We start from the raw sequence: 16,784 nt of genomic DNA, 5'->3' as shown, positions 1-16,784 counted from the left end.
CGGACAACCAACCCGCATTCGGTATAGCACACCCTCCACCGTCATGCGCAGATTGCGCTTGTTATAAATCGCTTCTTGAAGCAGAATCTTCTCTAGCTTCGGCCAGAATTCATCGGTGAGCATCAGTCGGGGCATCGTAAACTCGTTTTGTGGGGGGGTGTAAAAATCTCTCAATATTACGAGTTTACTTCGATTTATGAAATACTTACCTCAAAACGTCAACAGACCCTAGGGAAAATGATGGAATATATGCTATTTAAAATATTACGTTTGATCCATATGTCAAAACTAACTGCTGCATTACTTTTGTGTTTTCCAATTCTTATGTTCTCGGGTGAACCGGAAGCAGTTTCTACATCGTTTCAGAACCATAAGGCAATGATTCTCAGCTAGAATGGTGAAATTGCTGTTGGGTTAGTCACGAAGCGGATAGGGATGAATGTCAATTTACTTATTCCTATTCTCAAATTAGAAAAGTAAATAAAGCCAAGTATAGAAAATTATTTTGTTACGTGCTACGTGATCTCGAAAATACCCCAGCTCTAATCAAAAGTATGACTAATGGAATTGGGTTATGAATGCAGTTTCTCTATTGCAAATTTGAGTTGTGCCTAACATTGCCCGAAAACAGCGGCAAAGTAGCTACTGTACTGACTGCACTCCCTGTCTGGATCCTTGAGAATCAAATTTACCAATGTGTTGTATCGCACCATTTCCTTTGAAGATAGACAGAATGATTATGTCAGTTTCCCAGGACGTTGCAAAAAGCGATTATCCTGCAAAAGGAAGCGTTACGTAGCTCTTAATCTGATCAGAGTTCGTGGGAATTCCTCAAAATATAGCTTCGCCGCGAGTCACTCTGGTAGTATTCCTGTATTACAGCTTGCTTTCCAGTTAATAATTTTTTTTGTTGGCTTCCCGCGATTTCCAAGCTTAACTCAATCACAAGTTTTTGCCTGCAGGAATTTGCGATGTCATGATCGCTATAGCCACAGCCAAGGCAAGGTGTATCGGACCGTGGCGCGTATGTTGGTTTTAACCGCTTGAAGTCCTGAGTCATACCGTCTGTCGTGGCGACCGCTGGCACCAGAGAATCTAGGTTGAAGGGGAAATCGCGGAACAATCTGGAATGGTCCATTATGCAAACTCGTCTTCACGACATTGTAAAAAAACTCTGCATCAAATCCAGATTCTCGCTGTTTCCAAAGGCCTTCAAACAATCCTCGGTAACCCTTGGTACTACATGCAAATGATCGCAGATCCATGTTGCGGTTTCCCTTGAGTTTACCTGTTCCCACGAAAGGTACATTGTGAAGGTCACACACGAGATCAAATGGATCTGAAAGTGACTCCATGATCTCCGCAATGTTAGTGAGCAGGAGTCGTCCTGTCACTTTCCAGAAAACATCCTGCTCTTGAGCAAGTTTACTCATTGCCAAGCCATAGTCGATCAGCTTGAATTCGCCATACGCCTTCCCGTACTGAACGGGATGATCATTTCCAGCAAAACTGATGATCTCAACAATTTTATCGTGGACAGTTGATCGAGCAAGTGTTTCGATCGGTTCGATATCACCTGCAGAATTATCAACAAATAACAAGCGATCAAAACTTGTCTTCGGCAACGAAAGATAAAATTCGAGGGCCCGAAGGTAATCATTTAACCGTGTCACGAGATCAGATCTTGCTACCGCTCCTCTCGGTGGTGAGAGGGTGGCAGTCATCAGAACGAACGCCGCAGACCGGGAGGAGATTTCCTGCATCGATGGAGATTCTTTACCGTGGATAACGCGGTGCACGAGTGGTGGCTGAATCATGAGCCTCCAAGGCTAAGAGAATACTTTTTTCATAAAATTGGAAAGTACCAAAGATTGGATACGAAGTCAAAAACGATCATACGTGATCAAAAATATAATTATATCTGACTCAAACTGCAAAAATTCCATTATATTCTGGCGCTTTGAGCAAATGATGGTCAGGGAGAATCTCCCTTCGGAGAATAAAGCGTGCAAGGGATCTGCCATTGAATTTGTGGGTGGCAGCTGATATCAAGCAGCGTAGTACGGTTTGTTGATGGAGGTGTAGAGCTCATAAGGGTCCGTTGTGGATAATTTCAGCTAACTCGACTCTGTCGGCTCTGAAATGCCGCTCTCGCATTATCCAATATGCGCGCCGGGATGGTTGCCAGTCGAATGATTGTGGCTCTGGAGAGTAGACGAGACGTTTGGCTGATCAATCCAATTAGCCTATCTTTTAAGGAATCAATGATGAATCTCCTCTCAATTCCTGTTGCTATTGATGTCGGTAATACTTGCCACTGAGTGGCGGTTGGGTTGCTGGATGGAAAAATTCTTGAAAAGTTCGACATTGTCTATAATGCATGTGGCTTTGATGAATTCTTCCGACGCATGGAAGCGACCGAGCTACACTGCCAGCTGTCGATAGCGGTGGCAATGGATGGTCATATACTCTCACCATGTGAGCGCCGCTTGTATAGCGCCAACGAGCTTAAATTTGCCCGTTACAAAAGAATCTTTCCAACATAACCCAGAATCGCACCATTGATATACGCTGAAGGCAAAAAATACAGTCAGGTGATCCTCCTCTGGACTGCCATTTGGTGTAGGTTATATGGTTAAGGTTCATGCAGGGAAGAAAATACGAAATCCGGTAAAAAGGTACAAAGATCACTTGAAAATTTAAGCAAGATGTTAAGATTTTGCCAATTACTACTACCGCTTGCGATTCCCTCAAGTTTCGGTGTTACAGCTAGAAACCAGAAAAACTATTGAAGTTCTCAGCAAATATTCCGGTACGACGTGGGGACTAAACATTTCCCTAAATGATTCAACAGTAGTTGAATAGCCCGTCAAAGCACACCCAACGCTGAACTTAAAGTAGTGACACGGCCCGCTCCTGCGCCAGAAACTCTTGAACCCTTCTTACTGTAGCATTCACACCTACATTGTTGGTTACTTGCCTGATTTCGTCTCATAGTTATTTGCGGGCATACTCACGCAAAAATTTACGATTTTTCAGAAGTAGATCGAGCGTAACTCAATAAACCACAAGGCAAAAATGGATTTTCTTATATGAAGAATAAGTTGACAGCACTTTATATCAAATGTAGATTCGCGGGTCTGAACGTCAATCAAAAAATGGAGGAAAAAACTTAAAATGATCTCAACAGTATATGCTGTCACACTTGCGTGTATGGCTTTTATAGCAGCAGTTTTCTTATTTGTCATTGTTAATTCCAAGGAAGTTGAGGCAGATTACCCGGCAGTTATAAACAAATGGTACGGAGTACGCAGCAAATGGTTTTTTTTCTTACTTACACTTGGAATTGTCATTACATTTGCTTCTACTAATCCGTTCCCAATTTCAGATCAGAAGAAAGAATATCAAGAGGATGGTCATCAGTTGGTTAAGGTGGGAGCTCATCAGTGGTATTGGACAATGACTCCTGATACCGTGGAAACAGGCAAGCCGGTTGTATTTTATGTCACTGGCGAGGATGTAAATCATGGGTTTGGGATCTATGATGAAAACCTGACGTTAGTCGGACAAACTCAGGCGATGCCAGGTTATACCAACAAGCTTGTGCACACATTTGACAAACCAGGTAAGTATAAAATTCTCTGCTTGGAGTATTGCGGATTGGCACATCACGCCATGATCACCGAGCTAACAGTAGAAAAAGCAGATCAACAGTAATATTAAGAACAATTAAAGAGTGGAGGGGACTATGAGTGGTACAGCAGTAGCAAGTGGAAAGGTCGAATATACTGATTCTGAGAACAGGAATGCCTTAATTGCTGTCAAGGCGCATCTGATCGCAGGATTGTCGGTGTTTTTGCTGATGATGCTCGGCGGATTGACTATGCGAGCAGCACAAGGCACTTGGATTGAAATTGGCGTCGATTTGTTTTATCAAATCATGACTGTTCACGGTGTTGGCGTCGTGGGTGCTGCAGTGATAGCCTCAACGGGTGTGCAATGGCATTTTCTCCGCAAGTATGTGCGGCTAAGCAACGCCATCTTCTGGACAAATTTCTTCATTTTTCTGACCGGCGTCGTGATGATTCTGGGTTCCATCTTCCTGGGCGGATATGGAGGTGCGTGGACATTCCTATATCCATTGCCTGCGATTTCTATGGGTGCTTGGTCTACTGGTGCCGCAGCAGTTTTTCAATTAGGAGTGCTCATTATCGGGGTTGGTCTCCTGATTCTTTACCTGGACTTCGGTCGTGCCATTTTAGCTCGTTATGGTAGTCTGGCCAGAGCGCTCGGACTTACTATGCTCTTTGGTAAAGAGCCGGTCGATCCTGCACACCCGAAAGCTGTAGTAGCTAGTACGATGGTACTGATCGTCAATTTTCTAGGTATAGCAGCAGGAGCGGTGGTATTAGTAATGGGTTTAATCAATCTTTATAACCCAGAATTTCAGCCTGATGCAATGCTGATGAAAAATTTGATTTATTTCTTTGGTCACGTAATTATCAATGCAACTATTTATGCTTCCGTGATAGCGGTTTACGAATTACTTCCTCGTTATACCGGACGTCCATGGAAAACGAACAAAGTATTTCTTGCAGCGTGGTTCGCTATCGTATTTATGGTAATGGGTGTTTATCCACATCATCTCTTGATGGATTTCCCAATGCCTGCCTGGGCAATGATCGCCGCCCAAGTGCTTTCTTTCGGTAGTGGTATACCCGTTCTGGTCGTTACCGGCTATGGTGCGTTGATGCTTGTATATCGATCAGGAATTAAGTGGAGTACTACCACTAAATTATTGTTCTTATCCATGTTTGGCTGGGCCGCTGGTGTGATTCCCGCTATTCTGGATGCAATGGTTACCATTAATCGGGTATTTCACAATACGCTGTGGGTACCAGGACACTTCCACTTCTATTTATTACTCGGATTGCTACCAATGATCATTGGTTTCACTTATTACCTTGCTGGAGAGGGCGACCGGAACGAACAGCCTAAAGCAACCGATAGTCTTGGGTTCTATGCATATTTGATTGGTGCTTTTATGACCTCCATGGTCTTCCTTGCCAGTGGCGCAAATAGTATTCCTCGTCGCTGGGCAGTTCATATGGAAGAATGGGTTACTTTTGCACAAGTAGGCACAATAGCAGCCGCATTAGTTGTACTGGGAACGTTACTGTTTACTTTACGTGCAATTTTTATTTTACCAGGAGCTGCCAATCCTCGTTAATGCGGTAATTTCTTTTTGTCTAGGAGATTACTAAAGATAGGTAGTAGTACCTAAAATACTGGTAAGATAAATTTGGAATCTAAGGTATTTTAGGTACTTTCATTGAGAGGTATAAGGATGAGAACTTTTCTGGCAACGGTTTTCATAGCTATAACGGGGTCTCTTATCCTTTGGGTAAGTACAGATAGGGGGCGTGCATTTACTGTTGAAGAAGCGCGCCGCCTGGATGTGCGTGAGAATCCTCGTTCTGTACCTGAATGGCATCTACAAAACCAGGACTTAGAAACTGTCACAATACAGGATTGGCACGAGGGTTTCCTTGTTGTAGATTTTATTTATACAAGCTGTCCAAGTGTATGTCTGATACTTAGCAGCGGCCTAAAAAGCCTGCAGAAAGATTTTGCTCCGGAATTAGAGAAAAATAATTTACGTCTTTTGAGTATCAGTTTTGACCCAGAGAAGGATACTCCTCAGAGACTCAAGGAACATCTCTCCCACTTCTCTGCCAACTTTAAATACTGGATTGCAGCTCGTCCAGTCAGTTCATCTCAGAAAAAAGCCATCCTTGATTTCTTTAAGGTAATCGTTATCCCCGATGAATATGGCGGTTATACGCATTCTGCAGGCTATCATGTTATTGATCCACAGGGTCGGCTAGTTGCCATTTTTGGTGTGGAGCAGCTTAATGAGCTAAAAGAATATCTAACTCAAGTATTGAATAAAGAAAATGATCATTAAAATTAAGCAGGAATGGTTGCTCTTGACAGCGTTTGTTGTATTGGCTTTGCCTCCTATGCAACAATTCCTGGAACAAAGCATGGTAACGCACATGCTTGTTCAGATCCCAGTATTGGCGATAATAGGATGGATGCTTGGGAAAAAACTACCTGAGAATTGGAAAAGCAAGATAACACTCTGGAATCGATGGGGAATAACAGGTATGGTACTTGCTGTCATAATCATGACTTACTGGATGTTGCCACGCGTCCTGGATGCGGCCATATCGGAATGGCATTTCGAGCTGGTAAAATTTGTTACTGTACCGATAATGGGTATCGCGCTTAGTTTAAGCTGGCCATTGCTTAATCCTATTGCGCAGGGAGTCCTAAAGCTGGAATTTTGGGCTACTTTTATGCGTCTAGGCTGGTTATATCTAGATCTCCCTGATCGCCTTTGTGCGAATTACCTGCTGAGTGACCAACGTATTCTGGGGCAATTGCTTTTGCTAAGTGGAAGCGCTTGGGCTATTACCTGGACACTCCGCATTATGTTCGGAATCAGAATCATCAAGACCTAGGAATGTGGTAATGCATTTAACGTATTACCACATTCTATTATTCTGTTTTTTTTATGCACTGTGTGTGCGATACCACAACACAGAATTAAATATCACTGCTCCGAGAATGTTGCCAATCGTCACAGGAATTTGATTCCACAACCACCATTGTGAAATGGTCACATCTGCACCAGATAGTATGCCCACTGGGAAGACAAACATATTCACGACAGCATGCTCAAAGCCAAGAGCAAAGAAGGTTGCGAGTGGTAACCAGATCAGCATCACCTTGCCAGGAACGCCACGCGATGCCTTCGCGAAAACTGGAGCCAGACTGACTAACCAGTTACACAACACGCCCATGCCAATAGCCGCAAGCCAACCACTCATGCCGTATTCTGAATAAGAAGCTTTCTTTTCAGCAAGTTTAGCTAATGTGGTCAATACGCCGGGTGTTTCTCCTGCGCCTCCCTTGGTTAATGCAAACCAAAGCAACCAGGCAAAGAAAATGCCGCCGACCAAATTAGCTATAAATGTCCATGACCAGTTACGTATCACGCTTGATAACTGGATCCGTCCTGCAAGCAGGGCCATGGGCATTACGGAGAAACTGCCGGTTGCCATTTCAAGACCGAGTATTGCCAACATGATATAGCCCACCGGGAAAAGTAGGCCAGCAGCTGCTGTCGGCCACCCTTGAGAAACCAGTAATGCGGATAGAGCCGTAGCATAAGCAAGAAATGGTGTACACAAAAATCCCCGCACCAATATTTGGGAGACGTTAAATTTACTTTTTTTAACTGCATCTTCGACAAGATCACGCCCCATCTGCAAAGGAGGGACGCTATCGATGGTGGCTGAATCACTTGCTTTAGGAGGGATTGCACTACCACCGGCTGACATAGTCTCAGCGACGATGCTGGATTGAATAGCCTGTTCGATTGAGCTGATCGAAGGTTGTCCGGATTCTTTCATTTTTTCTCTTAGATAGCGTTAATCAAGGAAATACTGATATTTATACTATGCAATCTGATGCATAGTAGGCAAGGATTCTGCCACATCTTAGAGTGGGCGGCAAGCGAGTAGCTTACCCGTTTAATAATTTAAGTTACTGATAGAGCAGGATCAAATTCATTGAGAATGATATTCAAATAGGAAATATTGACTTTATCTGCCTGGGTATTGCCAGAGACCTCATGGTCAGTTACCTGCTACAAGATAGTGTCTTATATTTCTGAATTCTTACAGTGATATTTCTGGTAAATTGATCGTTGTGGGTAGTCGCAACCAACATAAAGAAAGTGTTTTTATACGCCGCTAGATTGAATGAACTTCGATACAATGACAGTAATCAGCCTGAATGGCTTGTGATGCTATAATACTTTATTCTAACTACATAAGTTATTTCATGGCGGTTCCCCATCTTACCACTGCTTTACGTGGCCCAATTCTTGAATTAGAAAAACGCATCCTGGAAGCAATGCCCACTATTGAACATTGGTTACGTGGCAAATGGCAGAATCATACCATTCCTTTTTATTGTTCCGTAGATTTACGTAATAGTGGGTTTAAGCTAGCACCGGTTGATACCAATCTTTTTCCAGGCGGATTCAATAATCTCAATCCAGAATTTTTACCGTTATGCGTTCAAGCAATGATGGCCGCTGTGGAAAAAATTTGCCCAGATGCGCATAGCATATTGCTTATACCGGAAAGCCATACTCGTAATATCTTTTACTTGCAGAACGTTGCCATATTGCAAGGTATTATGCGACACGCAGGCCTGCATGTTCATGTTGGTTCCCTCTTGCCAGAAATTACCAGTGCGACCACGATACAGCTCCCTGATGGAAGCACTCTTATATTGGAGCCGATACAACGCAAGAATAATAGACTATCGGTGGCAAATTTCGATCCGTGCGCAGTTCTACTTAATAATGATCTGTCAAGTGGTATTCCAGAGATTTTGAAGGATCTTGATCAGATTGTTATTCCGCCATTGTATGCAGGTTGGTCAACGCGTAGAAAATCTCAACATTTTTCTGTTTACGATAATGTAGCTCAAGAATTTGCAGAGTTAATTGAAATTGATCCATGGTTAATTAATCCTTATTTTAGCTCCTGCGGCAAAATTGATTTTCGTGAGAAAAAAGGCGAGGACTGTGTGGCTGCTGCAGTTGATGAAATATTGAAGGATCTCCAGGAGAAATACACTCAATATGGTGTCAAAGAAAAACCTTTTGTTATTGTTAAAGCTGATTCTGGTACTTATGGTATGGGTATTATGACTGTTAAAGATAGTGTGGATGTCTACAAACTCAATCGTAAGCAACGCAATAAAATGGCAATAATCAAAGAAGGCTTATCAGTCACGGATGTATTGGTACAAGAAGGTGTATACACTTTTGAGAGTATCAATCACGCGGTTGCGGAGCCTGTTATTTATATGATTGACCGGTATGTAGTGGGTGGTTTTTATCGTGTCCATACAGGAAGAGGTGTTGATGAAAATTTAAATGCCCCGGGTATGCATTTTGTGCCATTAGCTTTTGATGCTTCTTGTGTGTTGCCTAACCATGCGGCTCTTCCAGATTCTGCGCCAAACAGATTCTATGCGTATGGTGTGGTGGCACGACTAGCATTATTAGCGGCTGCGCTAGAATTAGAGCGTCATGCAACAATATCTCTTAATCAAACTTCAGAAGCATTACAGAGCTAGCACTCGATGAAACTTGCTTTCATACTGGATCAACTGGACTCGATTAAGATTGGCAAAGATTCCAGTTTTGCCATGATGCGTGAAGCCGCGGCCCGGAATCATCAACTGTTTGTCATGCAACAGGGAGATCTGGTTTGGAAAGATCGTATAGTGACTGGATTTTCTCGTAAATTGACGCTAATTGATCAAAAGGACAAAAAATATCAGTGGTATCAGGAAGGTCTGTCAGAGGCAATACCACTACAAGAATTTGATGTGGTATTAATGCGCAAAGATCCGCCATTTGACATGGAATATGTGTACAGCACTTATCTATTGGAGCTTGCTGAGAAGCAAGGCACATTTATTGTTAACAGTCCAAAAAGTATAAGAGATCACAATGAAAAGCTTGCCATTGCGAAATTTCCTCAATTTATTCCACCTACTTTAGTGACCAGACAAGAGTTCCTGATTCGAGAATTTCTCGATGAGTATGGGGATATCATATTAAAACCACTTGATGGCATGGGCGGTGCGAGTGTGTTTCGTATTCATCGTGCTGATCATAATATTAGTGTTATTCTCGAAATGCTTACTCATTACAGTACCCGCACCATCATGGCACAGCGCTTTCTATCCGAGATTAGCCAAGGTGACAAGCGCATTTTACTGATTGCTGGAGAACCTGTTCCCTATGCGCTTGCCCGTAAACCCAGGCCAGGTGAAATACGTGGCAACCTTGCGGCTGGCGGCATTGGTATAGCCCAGCCATTATCCGAGCGCGATCTTGAGATCGCAAATACATTAGGTCCGCAATTATACAAACAAGGATTGATGCTTGTAGGGCTTGATGTAATCGGCGACTCATTGACCGAAATTAATGTTACCAGTCCAACTGGAATGCAGGAAATTGCCAATCAAACTGGTTTTAACGTAGCGGGAATGATGATTAATGCACTTGAAAGCTGTGTAAGTAACCGATTTTAAAAGGCAAGAGAATTACCAATCCAATTGAATTGAATTGACAGTGAGTATACTGTTGTATGCTACTTTATTGTCGTTTTAGGCTAGAGTCTGTTGACGTTTTGAGGTAAGTATTTCATAAGTCGAAGTAAACTCGTAATATTGAGAGACTTTCACACCTCCCACAAAATGAGTTTGCGATGCCCCGACTGATGCTCACCGATGAATTCTGGCCGAGGCTGGAGAAGATTCTGCTTCAAAAAGCGATTTATAACAAGCGCAATCTGCGCATGACGGTGGAAGGTGTGCTATACCAAATGCGGGTTGGTTGTCCGTGGCGGGATTTACCCGAGGTTTTTGGATGCTGGAATTCCATCTATAAGAGATTCAATGCTTGGTCATCCACTAACGAGTGGAGCAGAGTTTCCAAGGCACTGATTATTGATCCGGATTGGGGGTGGAAATTTATTGATGGCAGCTACGTTGAAGCGCATCAGCATAGTGCAGGAGCTGCCGACAAGAAGCCGCAGGCCATCGGAAAAAAGCCGTGCTGGCAACGCTACGAAGATCCACCTTGCTGTCGATGGTTGTGGTTTGCCGGTTGAATTTGAAATTACCGGTGGAGATGTGAATGATTGCTCTGTGGCACCGGAGCTGATTGCCAAGTTACCCGATGTGCAGGCGATTGTGGCGGATAAGGGCTATGACAGTGAGTGCATACGTGAGCAGATCATAAAGAAAGGAGCCAGGGCAGGGCCGTGATCCCAAGAAAGCGCAATTCGCTGAAGGGTAACGCAGATATGGATTGGGGCTTGTATAGGTACCGGCATTTGGTGGAAAACGCCTTTGCCCGACTAAAAAGCAGTATCGGGCAATAGCAACACGATACGACAAATTGAAAAGAAATTACGAAAGTATGGTAGCTATCGCGTGTGGATATCTTGTGGCTATCTATGTGAAATGTCAACAGACCTTAGGAGCGAATCTATATTGGTGGTACATTGGTGCGAAGAAAAAACAAACTTCCAAAAAGTGACTTGCTAGTAGATTTGTAGCAGCATGCGCCTACTCAGGTGTAAGCATATCTAGCACAAGCAACATTGTGCTTTCATACTTAGGAAATGTTTTTTGAGGCATTCAAGATTGATACAGAAGAATAAAATTCCTAAGAACGCATTTCTGCCATATCTATATGCACACCTAAGTTAAGTGGTGACCCTGGCTAAGAAAAATATTCACTGTATACTCAGAGGAATATTGAAGTCAGGAAGGAAATAGATAGCTACAGCACAAATATAGATAGCTCCATTTGCTTATTCGCTATCAGGAAAAATTTTTAATTTGTATATGTTATTATTAATGCTTGAGCTTTAAGTATAGGTATAAGAATTAAATAAAAGCCACGAAGACGCATTGCTGTGCTGCACGGTGTTTATATTCTTGTTGTTGATGTATCTCAGGCTCTGTTCTCCATGCCCCTATTTCCGTAACTCCTTGCTACATATTAACAAATCTTCATTAATATACTAATTAATTCTGTTCTGCTTGAAGAATCTTTTGCTCAAGCATCGCGATCAGTGCAGGAAAACCATCTCGTTTCAGAATTGCATTATATTCGGCTCGCTTTAAGGCGAGATCACTGACGCCATCAACTAGAATATTAATAATTCGCCAACCTTCTTTGCCTTGACGCAGTACATAATCGAAATTTATAGGATTGCTATCTGCCTGAATAAACTTGCTTCGTACCAATATTTGGTCTCGCGGCAATGAACGTTGCTCTATAATTTCAAATCGTTCCCCATTATAACGATTAAATCTTTCTGCATAAGTCGCAATGCTAAGCTTGCGAAAAGTTTCAGTAATGCTCTGTTGCTGGTCTTCATTTAACGTACTCCAGTTCGCGCCTAGCGCTGAGCGTATGATGGTATCGATATCGTGCGAGCGATCGATAACAGGTGTCAGAAGCTCTAGACGTCCACGATAACCTAACTCATCACCTTTCTGCATAGCGTGAATGAACGTTTCCTGTAAGGCATGAATGACGTCTTCTGGGGAAGCAGATTGAAAATCTTTAGCACTAACTACGACAGAAAATAGTAATAAAATTGCCGTTGTGAAGGCATAGCTGATAATTCTAAATTCAAGTAGAGATCTCATATCGAAGATTTTTCCATTGGGCCCACTCACCCCGCCAGGAACGGAATGCTGAGGTCCATGTCATTAGTAGAAATAAAGTACCAGTAGTAGGTGAGGTTAGTGTTCAAAGTAAGGAGGTACTGGTAAGAGCGTAAAATTGGAATGTAAGCAATGATCATGGCAGCCCACATCAGTATGCCAGTGATAGTGCTTATTGTGCTGAGAGGTAGTAGTAATGATGCCAAAGGAGCAAATCAGAACATACTTACCATGATCAGGGTGCAAGCAAAAAGCAATAAAGGAGAGTAATGTAGTTGTGTATAGGCCCGTTGGCGCCACCATATCCCAAATTGTTTTAATGTCGTCGTAACCGCGATGGATGCATGCCGAATGACTCAATCCAGTCCAGGTACGCAAGCCAGTACGCTTGATATGAGAAGCTAGGATACAGTCATCGATCAATACATCGTGTAGACTGGTGAAGGCGCCTATTCGGCGCAACGCAGGGATCTCAACGAGGATACACCTACCCGCTGCTGCAGCCACTCGCCAACCGAGTTTATTAGCAAGTCGGAAGGAATAAAGTAGTTTAAAGAAAAATACAAAGGCTGGCATCAATAATCGTTCAACAAAACGGTGAAGAGGGGCGCCATTAAGGATACTAGCGCTAAACTCTCTTCGCGCGCTTTCTTTCTTAAGTAAAGTGACTCCAGTTCCTGGAGCCAACGCAATATCTGCATCAAGCAGTAAAGTATAAGTTGTGCTGATTTTACCCAGACCTTGCTCTAAGGTCCATAGTTTCCCGCTCCAGCCAATGGGCGGGGAAGTGCCTGATAGTATTTTGTTGCTCCCCATTTATTGGTCTGCTCAGCGGTATCATCATCTGATTGATCGTCTATAACGATGATCTGAAGATCATGCCTCTGAACACCCAGTGCATCCAGCGTTTGTCCGATAAGTTGCCCTTCATTGCGTGCCGGGATGAGTGCTGTAATTTCTTTTAAGGATACATCCCCATGATGAGTTGACTCTAATGCCTCTTGTGTGCTCCACGGTCGCCAAGGAACGAGCACTATCATCCACCAAAGAAAAGCACCTATAAAAGCTAAATAGGTTGCAAGCTCTATCATCATGCTATCCAAATAAAACAAGCTTCGTTGAATTAATCAAAATAGGAGACTCTGTACTCGCTATTCTTCGTTATTCCTCATCATTAAAATCAGGGGTAAGATATTCCCTGTTATCTTTATCTATCAGAGCGAGTCAGATTGCTTGATGAGGGGGTTGAGGTACTCGTTTTTTGCTCAACTACTACGGATATTGGAAATTCCTTCTGTGCTATATCGGCTTTAGGCGATGCTGGGTTTCTTTGCAGAGGATCCGGTGCCATGGGTCCATCAATACGTGGACCATGGAGGCTTACGCGCATTGCTTTAATGGGATGAGCAAACGTATCATTGATCGCGGTTGGCTCGAACCCGCAGTGAGCCATGCAATTAGCACACTTGGGATTATTACCTACACCGTATTTATCCCAATTGGTTTCCTCCATTAATTCACGAAAACTGGCTGCATAGCCCTCGTCCACCAATAAATAGCAAGGACGTTGCCAGCCGAAAAGATTACGTGTGGGATTACCCCATGCGGTGCATTGGTAGTTTTGATTACCTGCGAGAAAATCCAAATAGAGGCTCGAATGATTGAATCTCCATGGTTGTTTGCGTTTTTTTCCTTCTTGGAAAATTGACCGGAAAAGACGCTTGCTAACCGATCTTTGTAAAAAAACATCCTGTCTCGGGGCATGCTCATAGCTGAATCCTGGAGATACATTAATTCCTTCTATTCCTAATTCAGTTACGGTATCAAAAAACTCAGCAACTTCTTCTGGTGTTTCATTTTGAAAGAGCGTACAGTTTACCGTAACCCTGAAGCCGCGTTTGAGAGCTTCCTGAATAACCGGAATTACTTTATCGTAAACTCCTTCACGACACACTGATGTATCGTGACGTTCTTTGTTACCATCGAGATGTATAGAGAAAGTGAAATAGGGGGATGGACGATAATCATCCATTTTATCTTCTAGCAATAATGCATTGGTACACAGATAAACGAATTTTTTTCGGCTGATAATACCTTTTACAATCTGCGGCATTTCTTTATGAATGAGTGGTTCCCCGCCAGCGATTGAGATTACGGGCGCGCCACATTCATCAACGGCAGCCAGACAATCTTGTACGCTCATTCGACGTCGTAAAGTTTCGTCTGGATAATCAATCTTGCCACAACCTGCACATGCCAGATTACATTGAAACAGAGGCTCCAACATTAGTACTAAAGGATAACGTTTATTACCTTGAATTTTCTGCTTTAGTATATAGCTACCTACACGGTATTTTTGTAAAAAAGGGATGCCCATTAATTTTCTCCGTTATTTTTTAGTACTAATTTTGTTTTTTTTATCTTACGATAAAATAGGAATTGTTAACTTATTATTCACAGATTGATCAGAATATTTCTTATTCTAGTCAAGTTAATTGCGTGCTACTTCTTTTTTCATGATTCATGAAAAGAAAAAAGTCTCAATGTCAGCTAATGGTAGTTATGTACAAAAATATTTTGAAATAAAATTGATATTTCGCTTGCCATTACTCTACTAAGTACCGATATGCTAGCATGTATATTTTATAAACCAAAGCAACGATTCTAGAATAGAAATGTTTATGTTTTTAATTCTTAAATTTACATAAAAGTTTTGGAAGACATTTAAAATAAAAAAATATCTTCTTATTTAGCGAAATAATCGGTCATCGACCGCAAGACGTTTGAAAGAAACATATTAATGCTATCGGAATATAATATTTTTATATTATATATAATCAGTTACTTATATTTGTTTCTTGAAAGAGCAGGAAGCTAAAATTAAAAAATATAAAAACACTATGAGATCTTTGCAAGAAAACCTATTTTCAAGAAATTATAATCAATAAAGACAATGAATTAAGAATTCGTAAAAGGACTTTTGCAAAGAACTCACTATGCTATGCCGATTCATAAAGGAATTTCTGAAGGAAGCGGCTATATTAAATCTTATTACCTTTTCAAGCCTTATTATATTTATACGTTGGATTAACGATAATGATGATTGATAAGAGTTACAGACTAGAAAATAGATTTCTAGAACGAATTGATTTCCTAATTTTGAGGTAGAGATACTTTCAGAATAATTCGCCGTCATCCTTTTCCAGTGTGTTCCTGTTCCAGAAATATATTTCTTGACATAAGTCTACTAATAAGATACCCCAAGCCTCTGTAGTGTTTCTTTAGTTAGTTGACCTATTGCAAAATTATTTTGTTTCTGAAAGCTTTTCAATGCAGACATCGTTCTAGGACCATTTATACCGTCAATTACTCCAGGATTAAATCCGGCATCAGCTAGAGCCTGCTGCACTTTGCGAATTAATTCAGGAGTTGGTTTGACAACTTCATTTAGATCTTCCAGTTCTTCAATTTGCTGTGCTGATTCTACTGCTAACGGTTGAGTTTCAATTCCGGATTCGGAAACAGAACTTTCAGGTTCATTTAATTCACTTAAGATAGTCTCAATGGTTTGATCAACTGGTTCTATTGCTTCTTGAACATTCTCATCATTTTTTTCTGAAATTGATTCCGGTATGTCCATTGTAGATTCAGCGATCAGATCAGATTCGGTCATCAGCTCATCTTTCTGGATAGGTTTTGCTGCCATTTTGGGGTTTTGTGTACCCGTTACTTCTGATTGGTCGCTACATCCTAATAACCCGATCATAAGCAAAAGAGACATGCTCATTGCTAATCGATTAGCAATCGTTATCTTCATTCTGACAACCTCCTTATTAAATAAATATCTAAAAAAGTCATTTCGAAATATAAAAGTTCTATGATGCGATTTTTTATAATAAACTGAAACGCTCTTTCAATGTTTCATTTTAATTGAATAGGGCATTGATTGGGCCAGAAAAAGTTTTAATTACTAGGGTCTGTTGACGTTTTGAGGTAAGTATTTCATAAATTTGAGAGATTTTTACACCCCCCCACAAAACGAGTTTGCGATGCCCCGACTGATGCTCACCGATGAATTCTGGCCGAAGCTGGAGAAGATTCTGCTTCAAGAAGCGATTTATAACAAGCGCAATCTGCGCATGACGGTGGAGGGTGTGCTATACCGAATGCGGGTTGGTTGTCCGTGGCGGGACTTACCCGAGGTTTTTGGATGCTGGAATTCCATCTATAAGAGATTCAATGCTTGGTCATCCACTAACAAGTGGAGCAGAGTTTTCAAGGCGCTGATTATTGATCCGGAGTGGGAGTGGGAATTTATTGATGGCAGCTACGTTAAAGCGCATCAGCATAGTGCGGGAGCTGCCGGCAAGAAGCCGCAGGCCATCGGAAAAAGCCGTGCTGGCAACACTACGAAGATCCACCTTGCTGTTGATGGTTGT

At 42.0% G+C, this 16,784-nt stretch carries 15 protein-coding genes and 2 pseudogenes; 9 read left to right on the top strand and 8 right to left on the bottom strand.

Annotation, left to right across the window (positions count from 1 at the left end; translation table 11 throughout):
• Together BLP80_RS12480 and BLP80_RS12475 are read right to left on the bottom strand one after the other, a co-directional pair.
• A pseudogene (locus tag BLP80_RS12480) lies at window positions 1-135 on the bottom strand (IS5/IS1182 family transposase); the annotation flags it as partial.
• 848 nt (window positions 136-983) lie between these two features.
• Entirely contained in the window at window positions 984-1,817 is an 834-nt protein-coding gene (locus tag BLP80_RS12475; RefSeq protein ID WP_090543721.1) for a hypothetical protein, read from the bottom strand.
• 504 nt (window positions 1,818-2,321) lie between these two features.
• Between BLP80_RS12475 and BLP80_RS12470 the strand changes: the two genes are divergently transcribed.
• From BLP80_RS12470 to BLP80_RS12450, 5 genes are all read left to right on the top strand, one after another.
• Window positions 2,322-2,546 (top strand): hypothetical protein, encoded by a 225-nt coding sequence (locus tag BLP80_RS12470; protein ID WP_090543719.1) that lies wholly within the window; start codon window positions 2,322-2,324, stop codon window positions 2,544-2,546.
• A gap of 631 nt (window positions 2,547-3,177) precedes the next feature.
• Window positions 3,178-3,717: a cupredoxin domain-containing protein gene (locus BLP80_RS12465; RefSeq protein WP_090543717.1), complete on the top strand. Its 540-nt coding sequence runs from the start codon at window positions 3,178-3,180 to the stop codon at window positions 3,715-3,717.
• A gap of 31 nt (window positions 3,718-3,748) precedes the next feature.
• On the top strand, window positions 3,749-5,230 hold the full coding sequence (locus BLP80_RS12460) for a cbb3-type cytochrome c oxidase subunit I (RefSeq protein WP_090543715.1): 1,482 nt from the start codon (window positions 3,749-3,751) through the stop codon (window positions 5,228-5,230).
• 117 nt (window positions 5,231-5,347) lie between these two features.
• A complete protein-coding gene (locus BLP80_RS12455) occupies window positions 5,348-5,968 on the top strand; it encodes an SCO family protein (RefSeq protein WP_090543714.1) in 621 nt (206 codons plus the stop codon).
• Window positions 5,958-6,527 carry a hypothetical protein gene (locus tag BLP80_RS12450; protein ID WP_090543712.1) on the top strand — a complete coding sequence of 190 codons (570 nt, stop codon included), beginning with the start codon at window positions 5,958-5,960 and terminating at the stop codon, window positions 6,525-6,527. The genes BLP80_RS12455 and BLP80_RS12450 overlap by 11 nt, the downstream gene beginning before the upstream one ends.
• 51 nt (window positions 6,528-6,578) lie before the next feature.
• On the opposite strand, the gene BLP80_RS12445 is transcribed toward BLP80_RS12450, so the two are convergent.
• Window positions 6,579-7,481, bottom strand: a complete 903-nt coding sequence (locus tag BLP80_RS12445; RefSeq protein WP_090543710.1) for a formate/nitrite transporter family protein — start codon at window positions 7,479-7,481, stop codon at window positions 6,579-6,581.
• A 433-nt stretch (window positions 7,482-7,914) separates the two neighbouring features.
• Here BLP80_RS12445 and gshA point away from each other — a divergent pair, with 433 nt between their 5' ends.
• From gshA to BLP80_RS12430, 3 genes and pseudogenes are all read left to right on the top strand, one after another.
• Window positions 7,915-9,225, top strand: coding sequence for a glutamate--cysteine ligase (gene gshA, locus BLP80_RS12440; RefSeq protein WP_090543723.1), 1,311 nt, complete (start codon window positions 7,915-7,917; stop codon window positions 9,223-9,225).
• Window positions 9,226-9,231: 6 nt separating this feature from the next.
• Entirely contained in the window at window positions 9,232-10,191 is a 960-nt protein-coding gene (gshB, locus tag BLP80_RS12435) for a glutathione synthase (RefSeq protein WP_090543708.1), read from the top strand.
• A 176-nt stretch (window positions 10,192-10,367) separates the two neighbouring features.
• Window positions 10,368-11,126 (top strand): annotated as a pseudogene (locus tag BLP80_RS12430) (IS5 family transposase).
• A 571-nt stretch (window positions 11,127-11,697) separates the two neighbouring features.
• Here BLP80_RS12430 and BLP80_RS12425 read toward each other — a convergent pair.
• From BLP80_RS12425 to BLP80_RS12410, 5 genes are all read right to left on the bottom strand, one after another.
• Complete coding sequence (locus BLP80_RS12425) at window positions 11,698-12,327, bottom strand: HpnM family protein (RefSeq protein ID WP_090543706.1); 630 nt, start codon at window positions 12,325-12,327, stop codon at window positions 11,698-11,700.
• A 96-nt stretch (window positions 12,328-12,423) separates the two neighbouring features.
• Entirely contained in the window at window positions 12,424-13,161 is a 738-nt protein-coding gene (locus BLP80_RS12420) for a glycosyltransferase (RefSeq protein WP_256325089.1), read from the bottom strand.
• Window positions 13,092-13,439 carry a glycosyltransferase family 2 protein gene (locus tag BLP80_RS16380; protein WP_256325088.1) on the bottom strand — a complete coding sequence of 116 codons (348 nt, stop codon included), beginning with the start codon at window positions 13,437-13,439 and terminating at the stop codon, window positions 13,092-13,094. The genes BLP80_RS12420 and BLP80_RS16380 overlap by 70 nt, the downstream gene beginning before the upstream one ends.
• A gap of 113 nt (window positions 13,440-13,552) precedes the next feature.
• On the bottom strand, window positions 13,553-14,722 hold the full coding sequence (gene hpnH / locus BLP80_RS12415) for an adenosyl-hopene transferase HpnH (protein WP_090543704.1): 1,170 nt from the start codon (window positions 14,720-14,722) through the stop codon (window positions 13,553-13,555).
• 870 nt (window positions 14,723-15,592) lie between these two features.
• Window positions 15,593-16,162 carry a peptidoglycan-binding domain-containing protein gene (locus tag BLP80_RS12410; RefSeq protein ID WP_090543702.1) on the bottom strand — a complete coding sequence of 190 codons (570 nt, stop codon included), beginning with the start codon at window positions 16,160-16,162 and terminating at the stop codon, window positions 15,593-15,595.
• 232 nt (window positions 16,163-16,394) lie between these two features.
• Here BLP80_RS12410 and BLP80_RS12405 point away from each other — a divergent pair.
• On the top strand, window positions 16,395-16,784 hold a 390-nt coding region (locus BLP80_RS12405), incomplete at its 3' end, for an IS5 family transposase (RefSeq protein ID WP_143002296.1).

Source organism: Nitrosomonas sp. Nm132, assembly GCF_900100485.1.
Taxonomy (GTDB): Bacteria; Pseudomonadota; Gammaproteobacteria; order Burkholderiales; family Nitrosomonadaceae; genus Nitrosomonas.
The sequence above is the reverse complement of the archived record's forward strand: the minus strand, read 5'-3'. Positions and strand labels throughout refer to the sequence as shown.

Coding starts and splice junctions, on each gene's coding strand:
- BLP80_RS12475 (WP_090543721.1), bottom strand. CDS start 1,817: ATGATTCAGCCACCACTCGTGCACCGCGTTATCCACGGTAAAGAATCT.
- BLP80_RS12420 (WP_256325089.1), bottom strand. CDS start 13,161: ATGGGGAGCAACAAAATACTATCAGGCACTTCCCCGCCCATTGGCTGG.
- hpnH (WP_090543704.1), bottom strand. CDS start 14,722: ATGGGCATCCCTTTTTTACAAAAATACCGTGTAGGTAGCTATATACTA.
- BLP80_RS12410 (WP_090543702.1), bottom strand. CDS start 16,162: ATGAAGATAACGATTGCTAATCGATTAGCAATGAGCATGTCTCTTTTG.
- gshB (WP_090543708.1), top strand. CDS start 9,232: ATGAAACTTGCTTTCATACTGGATCAACTGGACTCGATTAAGATTGGC.
- gshA (WP_090543723.1), top strand. CDS start 7,915: ATGGCGGTTCCCCATCTTACCACTGCTTTACGTGGCCCAATTCTTGAA.
- BLP80_RS12450 (WP_090543712.1), top strand. CDS start 5,958: ATGATCATTAAAATTAAGCAGGAATGGTTGCTCTTGACAGCGTTTGTT.
- BLP80_RS16380 (WP_256325088.1), bottom strand. CDS start 13,439: ATGATGATAGAGCTTGCAACCTATTTAGCTTTTATAGGTGCTTTTCTT.
- BLP80_RS12465 (WP_090543717.1), top strand. CDS start 3,178: ATGATCTCAACAGTATATGCTGTCACACTTGCGTGTATGGCTTTTATA.
- BLP80_RS12455 (WP_090543714.1), top strand. CDS start 5,348: ATGAGAACTTTTCTGGCAACGGTTTTCATAGCTATAACGGGGTCTCTT.
- BLP80_RS12460 (WP_090543715.1), top strand. CDS start 3,749: ATGAGTGGTACAGCAGTAGCAAGTGGAAAGGTCGAATATACTGATTCT.
- BLP80_RS12425 (WP_090543706.1), bottom strand. CDS start 12,327: ATGAGATCTCTACTTGAATTTAGAATTATCAGCTATGCCTTCACAACG.
- BLP80_RS12445 (WP_090543710.1), bottom strand. CDS start 7,481: ATGAAAGAATCCGGACAACCTTCGATCAGCTCAATCGAACAGGCTATT.